Source organism: Croceimicrobium hydrocarbonivorans, assembly GCF_014524565.1.
Classification (GTDB): Bacteria; Bacteroidota; Bacteroidia; order Flavobacteriales; family Schleiferiaceae; genus Croceimicrobium; species Croceimicrobium hydrocarbonivorans.
The window spans coordinates 950,483-965,205 of record NZ_CP060139.1 but is presented as its reverse complement, the minus strand read 5'-3'; the positions used below and the strand labels follow the sequence as shown (position 1 = coordinate 965,205).

Sequence of the window (14,723 nt, the reverse complement as noted above, 5' to 3'; positions counted from 1 at the left end):
GGCATTGCGTATAGGTTTTGTTAGCCACCGTTTTTATTTTTTATTTCAAGTATGTAGTAATCTTCAATTGCCTTGTATTCACAAGTACTTTCCTTTGCAATTATTTTTTGTTCTTCAAGAAAATTGGAGCCAAATAAAGTCCCTTCGTCTGTCATTGCACGGTTTGAGCGTATATTAATCAGGTTGTCCGAGCAACCACAACTGTATTGTAGTTTGCGTTGTATTGCTACTTTGTAAGTTCTACCCTGAACAAGAGATTCTGCTACCTCCAGCCTGTTGCCTAATGACAGAATCCTTATGAACTGTAGGTTTTCATTTTCATAATATACTGAGTCAAAAAGAATTGAATAGTATTTGTTACCATTTGTTCCTTCACCAACATCATAAAATCCATTAAATATTATTTCAACAGTGTCAGTTTGAGCCTTTATTGCAAAAGCTGATATTAACAGAATTATTATGGAGATTATCTTTTTCATTTTGCTATGGTGGCTAACGGTCTCGGCTATGAGTAGTTGCGTGGTTTAGCACTTAACTTAGCAAGTACACACCAAACTGAAAATCCGCGAGGATTTTCAGAAGTAGGCGAGAACAAGCAATTACTTATAGCCATTGTTGTGTGCAGTGTTTTATATTAATTTAGTTTTCAGTTCTCTAACGAATATTTGTTTAATACTCTTATTCAAATCTCTCATATTCTTGAATTTAGTCACATTGATTTGTTTGAAAACTTCGTATTTGAAGTTGTCATCCAAAATATTAGCTACATTTTTATTGAATTTTCGAATAATACTATTTAATCTAAATTCAACATATTTACTTTTATCCTCTGATTTAAGAATAGAGAAATACCCTTTGTAATCAAATCTTGACCTTAATTCGGGTGAGATGACCTTTTTAAAATTTTCTTTAGATACATTAGAAGTGAAAATCATTATGAAACCATTTAGGTCGATTTCGTGAGCTAAAGAACTAATCATTTTGCCATTTTCTAATACATCAAGAAAGTAATTGAAAAGCGTTGAGTTCGATTTTTCGAATTCATCGATTAATATTATTCCTGTATCAGATTCCGCAACTCTTATAAAAATTTCTCCGTCTTCACTACCTATATAACCTCGTGGACTTCCGATTAATGAGTTTAGCGAATTATCACTACTGTAATTACCAAAATTAACTTTAGCCATTTTGTTTTCGCCTCCAAGTGCTTTGTGGATTGCTCTCGCTACTTCGGTTTTGCCAACACCAGAATCTCCCATAAGGAAAAGTGATAATATTAGATGTTCTCCAAGTTTATTAAATACTCTAAAATTTTCTACTTGTTTTTTGAAGTCATCTTTAAACTTTTGATGTCCGTAAAGAGATTGGTTAATTTTTTCAAGGAACAGTTGCAATTGGTCTTGGTCAAGGTCAATTATTTTTTTATGCTTTTTGGTAGAATGTTTTTTTCTATCTTCTAAGTCATCTTCATCCTCAATATAGTCATCGAAAACTACAAACTTGTCAAAACAAAATCTTAATTCTTCCTCAAAAAAGCTTTTATGTTTTATGTTTGCGATAAAAGTGAAAGAGTCATCAAAAAGGTTAATTAACCTTTCAGTGTTATACTGATTAATGTTAGTCATAGCAGTTATATCGACTACATATTCGTAGCCTATTGATTCAGTAATTAACGATTCATTCTGAATGAATTCTGTTATACTTAAAATCTCCTTCTCTTGCTCTGAATAATACGACTTAAGTTCCTTGTACTTTGAAAGATTATATAGATAAAGCTCCTCCTTACTAATCATTCTTTTTCGGTGTATTTATAATTTGAATGATTGATAATATATCAATGTAATGATATTCCTTATCATCTTGTAAACTACTCAAAAATGGGTTATAGGTGTTAGTGTTTTTTATATCCTCATATTGACTGTTCTGAATTTCGTCATCTTCGCTTTGAGGACTTACCATATTTTGGATATTACCTATTTCTTGAAAAAATTCTAAAGAGTTTTTTAATTCTCCAAGTTTGATTTTTCCTTTGTAAAGACCGACTAATGATACCTTTCCAATAAATAAATCATCTACACTATATGAGCTTTCAAATTCATTTTCAAATGTCATCGGTATTTTGATAAGGATATTTTGCTCTAAATCTGAAATTGTACCTTTTAACTTATATGCATAATCTTTAAACATTGAATTGAAAAGATTGTTCATATCGAAACCTTTGGCCCCTGGAACGGTCATGCCTTTAAAAGCATCACTGGTAAATAATTTTACAACTCTTAATTCAGGTTCATTTTCTAAAGTTAGAGAGACATTATCAATTCTGATAAGTTCACCTTCAACAACTTTGTCAAATGATTTAATAGGTTTAGAATTTTCTAAAACATCATTTAGAATAACTGATTTTGTGGTTTTAACCTCAAATGTTTCAAGTACTTTTTGAGCTGAACTTCCAGAAATTCTACCTTTACCGTCTCCTTCTATATTAAATAATTTGAAGAATTTATTACCAATGTCAATTTTTGCCCCAAGTTCAGCTCCTCCTTCTATGTTTTTGTTCTTTTCTAATTCTTTATTAAGTAAAATGATATTCCCTAACATCATTTTAATCTCATATACTTTAGGAAAATTTATGTAGTAAATATTGAATATCATTCGTTTCGTTTTCGTTTTGTTGACATTGCACCCTAACGTTCGGCCTATACCTTGTAAGGACTAGTGAAGCCGTTAGGTATGCCTTTGGATTTATAGATCAGTTAAATATCGTAATTTCTACCGGGAATGAAAGTAGCCTTATAAGGTATAGGTGTTGTTAGCGAGCGGCTTAATCTTTCCACACCTATTTTTATTATAAAACCAGGAAATCACCTAAAGTCCTGATATTATTGAGCGCTCAAAGTCTTGCTTTAAGGTAAGGACTAGGCTCCGCCCATTTTTTAACCAGAAGGTTCTCCGCAAACCCTCAGCTTCCAGATTTTATTCTTTTAACGACGCTGATTTGTTTTCCACCAAGACAACGGTGAAATGAGCACGCAAGGTTTGCGGTGCTGTGGGCGCTGCGCGCTAACTTGTTTATATCTCTAGTAATGTTGTGTATATACTACACCGAGCGAGATATATCCCTACTGTAGGTTGTAGATGTAAATTAAGCTTAAAACCCTAAATTAAACATTTAGTCGAGGTCCAATTCATCAAAAGGGCTTTTAATACCCAGCAAGGCCTTGGTGCTTACAAATTGTAGGTCTCGGTGGGGCAATTGCTATTAGGGCCAGATATTTCTTTAACATAGGGTAAGTCTGAGTTAGAATCTAAAAGATGGCTAGTTTAATTCTGTTGAAACAGGTGTGAGTAAATCCAAAGATTATAACCTTTCGTTTGGAAATTACTTTAGGGTAGTCAAGCTAATTCTTTAGGAGGCTTTTACTAGGCCAGACGACGATGTTTAATCCAATTAGCGGTAGAAGGGCTTCGATCAATAGGAAGCTTTTAATCAAGCCAATGGAACTTAATGGAAAAACCTCAAGTGCTTTTACTAAAAGTACTTGAGGTTTTTTACAATGCTCTTGAGCTTTTGGATAAAAGTTGCAGAGCTTTTAGTGAGAGCATCCTGCAATGGTGGGAACTGTTGCCTTAACCTGTCCTTGATTTGGCCGCACGTTTAAAACGAAGCTCCTTTAACCAGGACTTAATGCGTTTATCGGGATGAAAGCGCAAATAGACCTTTTTAATATGCCAGGGCCGCACTTTGCTGGCATCGCTTAAGCCTTCTCCATTTATACCTAAGGAGAAGGTACCCAAATGATCAAGACAAATGGCCTTGCCCTCTGCGCTAGCCCGGCGAATCTCATGGCTCAGGGCAATTAATGCGGCCTGTACATCGGCTTGGTGCAAGCTGCAGCGAGCACTTATATTTCGGCTGAGTTCATCGGTGCTAAGGGTGTCGGTGCGCTTTAAAATCGGATACCATTTAGCTGGCGCCTCTATAGCCCGCGGCGAACGCTTGGGCACTACATGATATTCTACACTCATAATCAAGGTTTTTATCTTTTAATAACCTTGCTTCGAGTGGCTCTATTGTGTGCTCTAAAGCCGCTGATTGAGTGGCTTCTCGCTGCATATTCGCTTAAAGAATAAGGGCTGGCCCTTGGTTGGGGCTCAGGAGTTTTGAATTAAGGGACTTCCGCCTTTTAGCTAGTTCTGGGATTAACTGTCGAAATTCTGTAGAGGAATAAAAAAAAAGACTAAGCCGGCGATCCTCTACTCTATGCTAAATGGGTCAAATAATCCGCCACCACAAAGGTGCTGCCCCCAATAAAGATGAGATCATCGCTTAAGGTATGCGCCTGAGCGGCCTTTACCGCGCTGGGCACATCGGCATAAGCCTTACCCGCCAAGCCAAATTTGAGGGCTTCGCGTTTAAGAGTTTCCGCATCAAGGGCACGGGGGATTTCCGCCTTGGTGAAATAATAAAAAGCGCTTTGGGGTAAGATCCGCAAAATGTCTTTAATCTGCTTATCGCCAACCATGCCCCAAACGATATGCAATTGGCGATAGCTAAGGCCTTTGATTTGCTCCATCAAGGCTTGGATGCCGGTGAAATTATGTCCGGTATCGCAAATGGTAAGGGGCTTGCGACTCAAGATCTCCCAACGGCCACGTAATCCCGTAAGGGCGCAAACCTGGCTCAAGGCACTTTCTACCGAAGCCTGGATATTCCATCCCTTGGCTTGCAATTGATCTACCGCCGCTAAAACTCCGCGTAAATTGTTTTCCTGATAGGCACCTTTCAGGTCGAGCTCCATATACAAGCGGGAAGGTCGGACCTGATCTATGGCAAAGAACAAAGGCGCTTCCATTTCAGCGGCCTTCTTCTTAAATACCGGATCGCATTCGGGCTGCCTTTCACTTATCACAACCGGAACACCGGGCTTGATGATGCCTGCTTTTTCGCCCGCAATAGCGCCTAAGGTATCGCCTAAAAATTGGGTGTGATCTAAGCCGATATGGGTAATTAAACTCAATTCGGGTAGCAGTACATTGGTGCTATCAAAGCGGCCGCCCATGCCAACTTCTACAATGGCTATATCCACTTCTTCCTTACGGAAATAATCGAATGCCAGGCCCACGCTCATCTCAAAAAAGGAGAGACCCAATGAACTGAACTGATCACGGTATTGCTCCACAAAATCAACTACGGCAGCTTCCGAAATCATTTGGCCATTAATGCGGATGCGCTCCCGGAAATCAACTAAATGGGGGGAGGTGTACAAGCCGGTTTTATAGCCTGCCTCTTGAAAGATGGCCGCCAGCATATGCGAACTGGAGCCCTTACCATTGGTGCCGGCCACATGCACACTTTTAAAGCTTTGCTGCGGTTGCTCCAATATCTCCATTAAGGTTAGGGTATTGCTTAGGTCGGCTTTATAGGCCGCCTGACCAATGCGCTGGTACATGGGCAATTGCTGAAAGAGCCAGTCCAGTGTTTCGCTATAGGAACTCAATTCTTGGTGAAATTGTAAATGATATAACCACTTTGCTGTACCGGTGCATCGCGATCGGCTTCAAAGGTGGTTTGCATAGCTGCTTTACGGGCACGCTCAAATAAACAAGAGCTGGTGGTAGTGGTGGCTGCTCCACCGGGAACTTTCTCACCGGCTACCGCACGCACCACATTACCCTTAGGATCTACATAGATTTTTACGACTACCCGTCCCGAAGCTTCGCAGGGTTCGGGTTTGGGTTTGGCCAGGGCTTTACGATTGCCCAAAAGGTAATTGCCATCGCCATTTCCGCCACCGCCGTTTCCGGTATAATTATTCGAATTGGGATCACCATCTTCCCGACCTTGATCGCCACTGCCTTCGGTAATACCTTGACCGCCACTTTGGGAATTGGAGGCATTATTTATTAGGTTCTGTAAGCTTTCCGAAGGTTTGAGATCCGGTTCATCCGGAACCTGCTGATTATCGGTTTCGTTAGGATTATTGGTGGTTTCCTGAGGTTCAGGATCAGGCTCCACCGGAGTGCTGGTATTGCTGCTTTGGTCGATGCTGGGGGCATCTTCCACATCCTGGGTCATTACTTGCTGAGTTTCGACCGGGGTGCTGGCTTGGTTTTGAGGAGAGCCACTGCTGGGGGCTTCATACACTTCACCCTGACCGGTTTCACTATTCCCGAAATTAATAAGGATGCCATCCTCCGGCTTGGGATCATAATAGGTGAGCCCCACAAAGAGGAACAGGATAAACAGCGCTCCATGGATAACCAGGGTGCTGATTAAGGCCCTACGGCGATTATTTTTTTCTTCCTCGATATCCATCTAGCTGGGATCGGTTGCGGCAATCATTTTAAGGCGGTTGCGATAGGCAATGTCCATCACCTTTACCACCATTTCATAAGGTACGCTTTTATCGGCACGTAGTATTACTACCGCCTCTTCTTTTCCGGCTACCTGCTTTAATACTTCACGCTCTAATTCTGACAATGATACAATTACACTACCCACCGAAATTTGTTTATTGGGGTCAATGTTTACCGATACATCTTTACGCTTCACGGTTTGGGCTTCGCTTTTAGGTAAGACCAAATCCAGGGCACTGGTGGTAACCAGGGTTGAAGCCAGCATAAAGAAGATCAGGAGCAGGAAGACGATATCCGTCATACTGCTCATGTTGAATTCGGCGCTTACTTTCGATCTGCGTTGTAAGTCCATATTAGGCAGGTTCGTTCAATAGGTCGAGGAATTCGGTGGCCCGTAATTCCATATTGTAAATGGTCTTATTTACACGGCTTACCAGAATGTTATAACCCAGGTAAGCTAAAATACCAACGGCCAAACCGGCTACGGTAGTACTCATGGCGGTGTAAATTCCTTCGGCCAACATCTCAATATTAATCTGTCCACCGGCTGCAGCCATTTCGTGGAAGGCTAAAATCATCCCGATTACCGTACCCAAGAATCCAATCATTGGGGCGGCTCCCGAAATGGTAGCCAGGGTAGGGAGATTGGTTTCTAAGGAAGATACTTCGAGTTTACCAGTGTTTTCGATGGCGGCATTAATATCCTTTAGGGGTTTGCCAATGCGCGAAATTCCTTTGGAAATCATGCGGGCCGCAGGGGTGTCTTCGCTGGAGCAAAGGTTACGGGCGGCATCTAAATTACCGGCCAATACATTGCTGCGAATACCTTCCATGAAGTTGCCCTCCATTTGGTTGGCTCGCTTAATCGCGCCCCAGCGCTCAACAAATATGTAAACCGCAATTACGGAGAGGATAAACAGCACCGACATAATGGCGATTCCGCCAGGACCACCGCTGCTTACCAGCTCCCAAATGCTTAAAGTTTTCTCTACGGGTTCGGTGGCCAGGCTGTCTCCTTCGGCCATGCTCATTTGCAGAAAGCTTAATTTCATGGAATATTCTTATAGATCGTAAATATAACGGGAGCTTGCCAGCGCCTCGTATGCTTATCCAAATAGAAATTAACAAGGGGAGGTTAAGAGCAAAAAAAATCCTGCTGAGGGATTTTAGCCTTCAGTAGGATTGGTATTAGTCTCAAATCTTCCCTAAAGGTGGAAGATCGATTCTTGAATAATGTAAGTGGCGGCACCTGCGAAATAGCCAATGATCGCCAAAATGGAAATCTTTTTCAGGTACCAACCAAATGAGATACTCTCCAAGCCCATTACCGCTACACCAGCAGCAGAACCAATGATCAAGGCCGAACCTCCGGTACCAGCGCAATAAGCCAGGAATTCCCAGAACAATCCATCCGAAGCGAATAAACCGCCCATAGTTGGATCAATATCATACATACCCATAGAAGCGGCTACCAAAGGCACATTATCTACAATGGCAGATAAGAGACCAATAATAACCCCCACGGAATACACTCCCGTTTCGGTGCCGGTGCCAATATTATTATCGAGGGTATTAGCTAAGGCGCCTAATTGTCCGGCGGATTGTAAGCTGGCTACTGCCAATAAAATTCCCAGGAAGAATAATACACTGGCGGTATCAATCTTACGTAAAACTCCAATCACTGATAGCTTGGATTTGGTCTCACGGTTTTTAGAACGGTGCATAATTTCAGTGATCATCCACAGCACACTTAAACTCAACATCATTCCCATAAAAGGAGGGAGGTGAGTATAGGTCTTAAACAGGGGAACGAAAAGCAAACCACCTACACCTACGCCAAATACAATATTGCGCTCGCGTTCGGTAGTAGGGTTTACAAAATGCTCCTTGCCTTCGGCTTTGCGAGGGCGCGTTACATTGCCTTTCATGCGAGGCGTTAGTACGATTAAAGGAACAATCAGGGCAATTAAACTGGGAAGAATTAATTTAATGATTACAGCCCCGGCGCTAATCTGACCGCCAATCCACAGCATGGTGGTCGTTACATCACCAATTGGAGACCAGGCCCCACCGGCATTAGCGGCAATCACTACCATACCGGCAAATAGCCAACGGTCCTTCTTGTCGTCAATCAACTTCCGTAGCAAGGATACCATTACAATCGAGGTAGTAAGGTTATCCAAAGCAGCAGAGAAGAAGAAGGTTAATATACAGATGATCCAAAGGAGGCTGCGGCGACTGGTGGTTTTAATACGATCGGTAATTACCGAAAAACCTTCATGTGCATCCACCAACTCCACAATGGTCATGGCACCCATCAGGAAGAATAAAATCGAAGCGATTTCCCCCAGGTGTTCCAGGATTTGGAATTCCGTTACATAGTGGGTCACGATTTCATGCTGATCGGTAATGTTCTTTTCTTCAGCGAACATATCCGAAATCCAATGCGGAACAGAATGGAAATCTATGATTCCTTCGGCACCAATAACGTACAGAGCCCAACAGATGGTTCCGGTCATTAAGGCCGAGGCCGCTTTATCGATTTTAATGTTGTGTTCCAGGGCAATGGCTAGGTAACCCAGCACAAAGACCACAACCATTAAGGAGTAAATCATGGTTTATCAAATTAGTTGTTTCAGAGCGATTTCGTAAGCAGTTTTGGTGAGTTCCAATTTATCCGCCTTCAATTTGTGGGTTTCAACCAGGGCTTCGCGGATAATGCTTGAGGTGTCCGTAAAGATCGCTTCATCAGTTAGGGTGGCCGCACCTTGCATCAGGTAACCAAATACCCGGGCCATACCGCAGTTCGAGATAAAGTCGGGAATGCAGTTTACCTTTTGATCGGCATACTCGGCAATCGGACCGTAGAAAATTTCAGTATCGGCAAAGGGCACATTGGCTCCGGAAGAGATTACTTCCAAACCATTGGCGATCATTTGATCTAAATTGTCTTTGCTGATCAAACGTGAAGCGGCAGCCGGAATAAAGATCTCGGCGCCAGTGCTCCAAATCTTTTCATTGGCTTCCTCAAAGCTCAGCATATCATCGGCAACCAAATAATTGCCTTTACGCGCATTGTAGAGTTCTTTAATGCGATCGTAGCTTAAGCCAGCCGGCTCAATAATACCACCTACGCGATCAATAATACCTACAATTTTAGCGCCTTCTTGAGCCAGGTAAAAAGCTGCGGCGGAAGCCACATTTCCCCAACCTTGAATAATTACGCGCTTTCCGGCTAAGTCGCCACCGTAGATATCGTAGAAATGACGCACACTCTCGGCAGTACCATAACCCGTAATTAAATCGGCAACGGTGTACTGACCAGCCTCACCAGGAGTATAGTCGGCTTTATGTACGGGTAGGAGCACGCCTTTTTGCAGCTGTTCAATCTTTTGTTGTTTCTGCTCGCTATTCGGAGCAAAGTGACCCATCAAAACTCCCTCTTGCGGGTGTTCGATACCCATATTGGATGTGATGGGAATAACCTCGTGAATCTCGTCTACATTCAGGTCACCACCGGTGCCATAGTAGTTCTTCAATAAAGGCTTAACCGCGGCATACCAACGTTTTAAAACGCCTTCTTTGCGTGGGTCATTCGGATTAAAGTTGATTCCGCTCTTAGCCCCACCAATAGGAGGACCGGCAACGGTAAATTTGATTTCCATGGTTTTGGCAAGGCTCAGCACTTCGTGCTCATTGAGGCCTTCGCGCATCCGGGTGCCACCACCGGCAGCTCCACCACGTAAGGAATTGATAACTACCCATCCTTCGGCAGTTGTTTCACTATCATGCCAGTGGAAAACGATTTCCGCCGGCTTGTTTTCGTATATCTTTAATAGGTCTTTCATGGACGCTTTTTTGAGCGCCAACAAAAGTATAAAAAGAGCCTGCCCCAATCTTAAATAAAGGTGATGAATTACGGATCAAAACGTATCCCGCTGCAATGATCCCTGCGGGCTCCCGTAACCGAAGCCAAAACATTGTTTTTTCCCTGTACCTGTAAATAGGCGAGATAGGCGAAAATCAGGGCTTCTTTAAATTCCAATAAAGTAGTTTCCGCGATCTCTAAATCGAAGCTACCCCAAATGCCAATGGAATCGATAAGGGTTTGATTATAGGCGCCACCCCCGCTAATAAGCACCTGCTTCAGTTGATAGCGATTTAAGCTTTGCGCAATCTGATAGGCGCAATGTCTGTTTAAGGTAGCGATGATTACTTCCGGGCTCAGGGCCGATTTCGCCAAGAGCGGAAATACTACGGCATCTAACCATTCGCGGCCCAAACTTTTGGGTGCTTCTAATGCATAGTATTCTAGGGCATTGAGTTGGGCAAAGAGCACATCATCATGGGCATAACTGGCGGCGACATGGCCGGATGCGTCATAAGCCAAGCCCAATTGCTGGCAATAATGGTTCATGCCGAGATTGCAGGGGGCGATATCCCAAGCCCTCCTTTGGCCTTTGATGTCGGCCGATATATTAGCAAAGCCCCCCAAGTTCAGACAAGCCTGCTGGTCAGCAAACAAATCTCGATCGCCAATAGGAACCAATGGAGCACCCTGTCCTCCCAAAGCTACATCCTGTAGCCTAAAATCGCAGATTACAGGGAAGCCGGATTCAATGGCCAATATCGGTCGATTTCCAATTTGATAGCTAATACCCTTATCCGGTTCATGAAACCAGGTATGCCCGTGGGAACCGATAAAGTCGATATCCTCCTGGCCTTGCGCATGCTCCTGGCAAAACCGCTGTACTTGACTGGCTAAATAGCGACTGTAGTCCTCATCCAATTGATGCAGGGCCCGGGCTTCTAAGTTTTTGAAGCTGAGGGCTTCTTGCCAATGCTTGGGATAGGCATAGGTTTCGGCGGCCAGAATGCGATAGGTACCGCTGGCCTCGCAGTCGAATTCTACCAGGCAGAGGTCGAGACCATCTAAAGAGGTTCCCGACATTAAACCTAAGACTCTCATTCTAGCTTTAGGATAAAGATTTTGCGCCATTTAACTTACCTTTGCACTCCAATTAACGGACCCTACAAGATTAAAAATAATAGCTATGAATTTTGAACTTACGGAGGAGCATTTAATGATCCAACAAGCAGCGCGCGATTTCGCTCAGAATGAATTACTTCCTGGCGTAATCGAACGTGATGACAAGCAACAATTCCCAGCCGAGCAGGTGAAGAAAATGGGAGAATTGGGCTTCTTGGGTATGATGGTAGATCCTAAGTACAATGGTGCTGGTCTCGATACCATCTCCTATGTTTTAGCCATGGAAGAGATTTCTAAGGTAGATGCTTCTGCTTCCGTAATCATGTCGGTAAACAATAGCTTGGTTTGCTGGGGTCTGGAGAAATTTGGTACCGAAGAGCAAAAAGAAAAATACTTGAAGCGCTTAGCTACCGGTGAAATCATTGGTGCTTTCTGCCTGTCTGAGCCCGAAGCTGGATCAGATGCTACTTCTCAAAAAACCACCGCCATCGATATGGGCGATCACTACCTTTTAAACGGTAACAAAAACTGGATCACCAATGGTGGTTCGGCTAGCGTTTACTTGGTAATGGCCCAAACGGATGTGGAGAAAGGTCACCGCGGAATTAACTGCTTGATCGTTGAGCGCGATATGGAAGGTTTTACCGTAGGTAAGAAAGAAGACAAAATGGGAATTCGTGGTTCTGATACCCATTCTTTAATGTTCCAGGATGTAAAAGTGCCTAAGGAAAACCGCATTGGTGAAGAAGGCTTCGGTTTCAAATTCGCCATGAAGGTATTGAGTGGTGGCCGTATTGGTATCGCTTCTCAAGCTTTGGGTATCGCCAGTGGTGCTTATGAATTAGCCGTGAAGTATGCTAAAGAACGTAAGACCTTCGGTAAAGAGATTGGAAAGCACCAGGGAGTAGGTTTCAAATTAGCTGATATGGCTACTGAGATCGATGCCGCTCGCTTAATGTGTTTACGTGCCGCCTGGTTGAAAGACAATGGTATGAACTTCGACAAGGAAAGTGCTATGGCTAAATTATACGCATCAGACGTGGCCATGAAAACTACCGTAGAGGCTGTGCAAGTACACGGTGGATACGGATTCGTAAAAGAATACCATGTAGAGCGTTTAATGCGCGATGCGAAGATCACTCAGATTTATGAGGGTACTTCCGAAATTCAAAAGATTGTAATCTCTCGTGCGGTATTGGCCGACTAAGTAGCGATTCTACATACACAAAAAGCCCTTTCAGATATGGAAGGGCTTTTTTTTATGGTCCTTTCTTAGGGCCTTTTTAATTTTAGCTATACCTGTTTTTTCTTCTTGGTTTTTTAAGGGAAGTGGATTTGCTTTTCGATTGTGGATTTATTTAGAGTGTTGGCATGTCTGTGAAAACAGCACTCTGATTAATAAAGATCCGCATTGATCTATGTAAAAACAGATTTTGTTTTACAGTTCAGCGCTGGGGAGCGATACAATTTTGAGCAAATTAAACAGGGGCTATGTCTTATCTTACTACTTGGCTAATTTCTTTGGGCCTGGGCTTTACATCGGTACATACAGATGTAGGGAAATACCCGGCTAGTCTACCATTATTTACGATAGATTCGAATGTGAAGGCGCTATTTGGGAGGCAATATTTCTCAGTAGGCTTCAAGCATTATACGGGAGCCATCCATCAAGCTGAATGGGCGCAGCCCGTATTCGGAAGTGAAAGACTTAGTCTCAGAAATTCAATAATCAGCGCCCAAACCGGAGGGCGATTTCTACAGTTAAAGAAGTACGGTGATGTCTTTGCCGGAATTGGCCTATCCTATAATCAAAGTATGGGACTTGGGCTAAATGGTAGCTTCAGTATTGCCTATCCTTCCAGTCTTAGTCGCCCCAATATCCAATATTCTCTTAAAGTGGATTTCAATTACTGGGGCTCCGATCTAATGGATGGCGTGGTGAATGCGCAAGACGTAGTAGGGGACTATGAGAGTTCTCTGATTTTTGGGATTCAGATACCGATCCGTCAACGGAATTCTTGAATAATCTCCGCCAGGCGTCCTACAATAATTCCGCTGCTTTCTCCAAGGTCATGCCTCTGCTCCCTTTTACCAGGATTAATTTGCCTTTCGGCAGATGCGTTTCCAGCCAGGGTAGGAGGGCAGCAGTTTGTTCGAAATTAAAGAAGGCTATAAACTTTGCTCGAACCTTTACTTTAACCAATAAACATTGGAATTTCCCACCGCATTAAACCAAAATAGGCTTCCATTACGCTGTAAATTCATGATTACTTGATTGGAACTTTGGTATTCAGCTTTGATAAATTGAAGTGAAGAATCGTACTTAAGGAGATAAAAGTCCTCTTTATAGAGGAGGTCTCGGCGAGGTTTATAGTCTGTGATGCTATCAGGTGCTCGGTAAATGCGATAGATTGATCCGTCGCTTTCATCTATTTCTAAATCTAGAAATCCAGGCTCTTCAAATTGTTTTTTACTCGATCGGCCATCATTGAACTCCTCGGAAGACAGCACCTCCAGTGGACTTACATTCAGTAGTTTATTGGGCTTTAATATGTGCCTTGTAAATTTCCTTTGCTCGGTATTCCACTCGTAATAGTAGACTCTGTTACTGTATTTGAAGCCGTAATAAATTTTCCCCCTAGCAGCAGACCTGGAAGGGTGAAAATCATTGAGGATGTAAACGGAATTTTGGTAATGAGCGGGATACATTCCAATTAGTTGCTTAAAAACTAAACTATCCTCTTTCAATTTAAAGACAGCGTCAATGCCTAAGGAATAGAGTTCTTTGGTTTGATGGTGCCGTCCAAGATTTGGGAAATTGCAATTGAGTAGTATGAGTGAGTCACCGAGAACAATGGGAGGGTAAAGATCATTGAGCGCAAAGTAGGCTTGGTAGCCATTTATTTTTTGAGGGAGAATATGAGTTCTAAAAGAGGCATCCTCTAAATTGTGAATGGCTAATTTTTGATTACCCAGTTCTGCAGAAAGGCTGTAAATACTATGGTCAGAATAATTATAGATAGGATTTAAATAGATTCCCTTTCGCTCTGATGGGTATGCTCTGATTTTCCTTTTAAAATAGGCTTGCTCTAAGTCTTTCTTTTTAAACTCAAAAAGAGTATCCGCATAAATGTAGTGTCCAATGGTATCTTGATCATTGATCCTCCATTTGAGGTAGGCGCGGCTTGAATTTACTTGCGCTTCCAATCGAACCCTCTGATTAGTATCCAGTTTTAGATAGGGTACCTTGTCCACCATAGTGGTGGAATCCCGACAGCTAATACCAAGGTGAAAAACTAAGAGAGCCAAAAAGGCTCTCTTAAAAGTTTTAATAAGCATACACTTTCAGTTAATTCTCAATTGGTACGACTAAGTA

Annotated in this window: 14 protein-coding genes; 2 read left to right on the top strand and 12 right to left on the bottom strand. The window is 42.6% G+C overall.

Annotated features, from left to right (window positions below; genetic code table 11):
• Positions 1 to 20: 20 nt before the first annotated feature.
• The 11 genes from H4K34_RS04470 to H4K34_RS04420 all read right to left on the bottom strand — a co-directional run bounded on the left by H4K34_RS04470 (position 21) and on the right by H4K34_RS04420 (position 11,356).
• A complete protein-coding gene (locus H4K34_RS04470; protein ID WP_210759622.1) occupies positions 21 to 479 on the bottom strand; it encodes a hypothetical protein in 459 nt (152 codons plus the stop codon).
• Between the two features lie 150 nt (positions 480 to 629).
• Positions 630 to 1,793 (bottom strand): AAA family ATPase, encoded by a 1,164-nt coding sequence (locus tag H4K34_RS04465; protein WP_210759621.1) that lies wholly within the window; start codon positions 1,791 to 1,793, stop codon positions 630 to 632.
• Positions 1,786 to 2,652, bottom strand: a complete 867-nt coding sequence (locus H4K34_RS04460) for a hypothetical protein (RefSeq protein ID WP_246452199.1) — start codon at positions 2,650 to 2,652, stop codon at positions 1,786 to 1,788. Before H4K34_RS04460 ends, H4K34_RS04465 begins: the two co-directional genes overlap by 8 nt.
• A 975-nt stretch (positions 2,653 to 3,627) precedes the next feature.
• Positions 3,628 to 4,026 carry an HU family DNA-binding protein gene (locus H4K34_RS04455; protein WP_210759620.1) on the bottom strand — a complete coding sequence of 133 codons (399 nt, stop codon included), beginning with the start codon at positions 4,024 to 4,026 and terminating at the stop codon, positions 3,628 to 3,630.
• A gap of 233 nt (positions 4,027 to 4,259) precedes the next feature.
• Positions 4,260 to 5,498: a bifunctional folylpolyglutamate synthase/dihydrofolate synthase gene (locus H4K34_RS04450; protein WP_246452198.1), complete on the bottom strand. Its 1,239-nt coding sequence runs from the start codon at positions 5,496 to 5,498 to the stop codon at positions 4,260 to 4,262.
• Positions 5,495 to 6,316 (bottom strand): energy transducer TonB, encoded by an 822-nt coding sequence (locus tag H4K34_RS04445; protein ID WP_210759619.1) that lies wholly within the window; start codon positions 6,314 to 6,316, stop codon positions 5,495 to 5,497. Before H4K34_RS04445 ends, H4K34_RS04450 begins: the two co-directional genes overlap by 4 nt.
• Complete coding sequence (locus H4K34_RS04440; protein ID WP_210759618.1) at positions 6,317 to 6,709, bottom strand: ExbD/TolR family protein; 393 nt, start codon at positions 6,707 to 6,709, stop codon at positions 6,317 to 6,319. It abuts the gene before it with no gap.
• Position 6,710: 1 nt separating this feature from the next.
• Complete coding sequence (locus tag H4K34_RS04435; protein ID WP_210759617.1) at positions 6,711 to 7,409, bottom strand: MotA/TolQ/ExbB proton channel family protein; 699 nt, start codon at positions 7,407 to 7,409, stop codon at positions 6,711 to 6,713.
• Positions 7,410 to 7,562: 153 nt separating this feature from the next.
• Positions 7,563 to 8,972, bottom strand: coding sequence for a sodium:proton antiporter NhaD (gene nhaD, locus H4K34_RS04430; RefSeq protein WP_246452196.1), 1,410 nt, complete (start codon positions 8,970 to 8,972; stop codon positions 7,563 to 7,565).
• Positions 8,973 to 8,978: 6 nt separating this feature from the next.
• A complete protein-coding gene (locus H4K34_RS04425; protein ID WP_210759616.1) occupies positions 8,979 to 10,205 on the bottom strand; it encodes a Glu/Leu/Phe/Val dehydrogenase in 1,227 nt (408 codons plus the stop codon).
• Between the two features lie 68 nt (positions 10,206 to 10,273).
• Complete coding sequence (locus H4K34_RS04420; protein ID WP_210759615.1) at positions 10,274 to 11,356, bottom strand: anhydro-N-acetylmuramic acid kinase; 1,083 nt, start codon at positions 11,354 to 11,356, stop codon at positions 10,274 to 10,276.
• 55 nt (positions 11,357 to 11,411) lie between these two features.
• Here H4K34_RS04420 and H4K34_RS04415 point away from each other — a divergent pair, with 55 nt between their 5' ends.
• On the top strand, positions 11,412 to 12,554 hold the full coding sequence (locus H4K34_RS04415; protein ID WP_210759614.1) for an acyl-CoA dehydrogenase: 1,143 nt from the start codon (positions 11,412 to 11,414) through the stop codon (positions 12,552 to 12,554).
• Positions 12,555 to 12,838: 284 nt separating this feature from the next.
• The gene (locus H4K34_RS04410) at positions 12,839 to 13,369 is read left to right on the top strand and encodes a hypothetical protein (RefSeq protein ID WP_210759613.1); all 531 of its coding nucleotides are present in this window, start codon (positions 12,839 to 12,841) and stop codon (positions 13,367 to 13,369) included.
• A gap of 168 nt (positions 13,370 to 13,537) precedes the next feature.
• On the opposite strand, the gene H4K34_RS04405 is transcribed toward H4K34_RS04410, so the two are convergent.
• A complete protein-coding gene (locus H4K34_RS04405; protein WP_210759612.1) occupies positions 13,538 to 14,656 on the bottom strand; it encodes a hypothetical protein in 1,119 nt (372 codons plus the stop codon).
• Positions 14,657 to 14,723: the final 67 nt, after the last annotated feature.

Bases quoted from the DNA above. Each gene is read 5' to 3' on its own strand.
- H4K34_RS04425 (WP_210759616.1), bottom strand. From the start codon at position 10,205: ATGAAAGACCTATTAAAGATATACGAAAACAAGCCGGCGGAAATCGTT.
- H4K34_RS04435 (WP_210759617.1), bottom strand. From the start codon at position 7,409: ATGAAATTAAGCTTTCTGCAAATGAGCATGGCCGAAGGAGACAGCCTG.
- H4K34_RS04445 (WP_210759619.1), bottom strand. From the start codon at position 6,316: ATGGATATCGAGGAAGAAAAAAATAATCGCCGTAGGGCCTTAATCAGC.
- H4K34_RS04460 (WP_246452199.1), bottom strand. From the start codon at position 2,652: ATGATATTCAATATTTACTACATAAATTTTCCTAAAGTATATGAGATT.
- nhaD (WP_246452196.1), bottom strand. From the start codon at position 8,972: ATGATTTACTCCTTAATGGTTGTGGTCTTTGTGCTGGGTTACCTAGCC.
- H4K34_RS04470 (WP_210759622.1), bottom strand. From the start codon at position 479: ATGAAAAAGATAATCTCCATAATAATTCTGTTAATATCAGCTTTTGCA.
- H4K34_RS04415 (WP_210759614.1), top strand. From the start codon at position 11,412: ATGAATTTTGAACTTACGGAGGAGCATTTAATGATCCAACAAGCAGCG.
- H4K34_RS04410 (WP_210759613.1), top strand. From the start codon at position 12,839: ATGTCTTATCTTACTACTTGGCTAATTTCTTTGGGCCTGGGCTTTACA.
- H4K34_RS04420 (WP_210759615.1), bottom strand. From the start codon at position 11,356: ATGGCGCAAAATCTTTATCCTAAAGCTAGAATGAGAGTCTTAGGTTTA.
- H4K34_RS04440 (WP_210759618.1), bottom strand. From the start codon at position 6,709: ATGGACTTACAACGCAGATCGAAAGTAAGCGCCGAATTCAACATGAGC.
- H4K34_RS04455 (WP_210759620.1), bottom strand. From the start codon at position 4,026: ATGAGTGTAGAATATCATGTAGTGCCCAAGCGTTCGCCGCGGGCTATA.
- H4K34_RS04465 (WP_210759621.1), bottom strand. From the start codon at position 1,793: ATGATTAGTAAGGAGGAGCTTTATCTATATAATCTTTCAAAGTACAAG.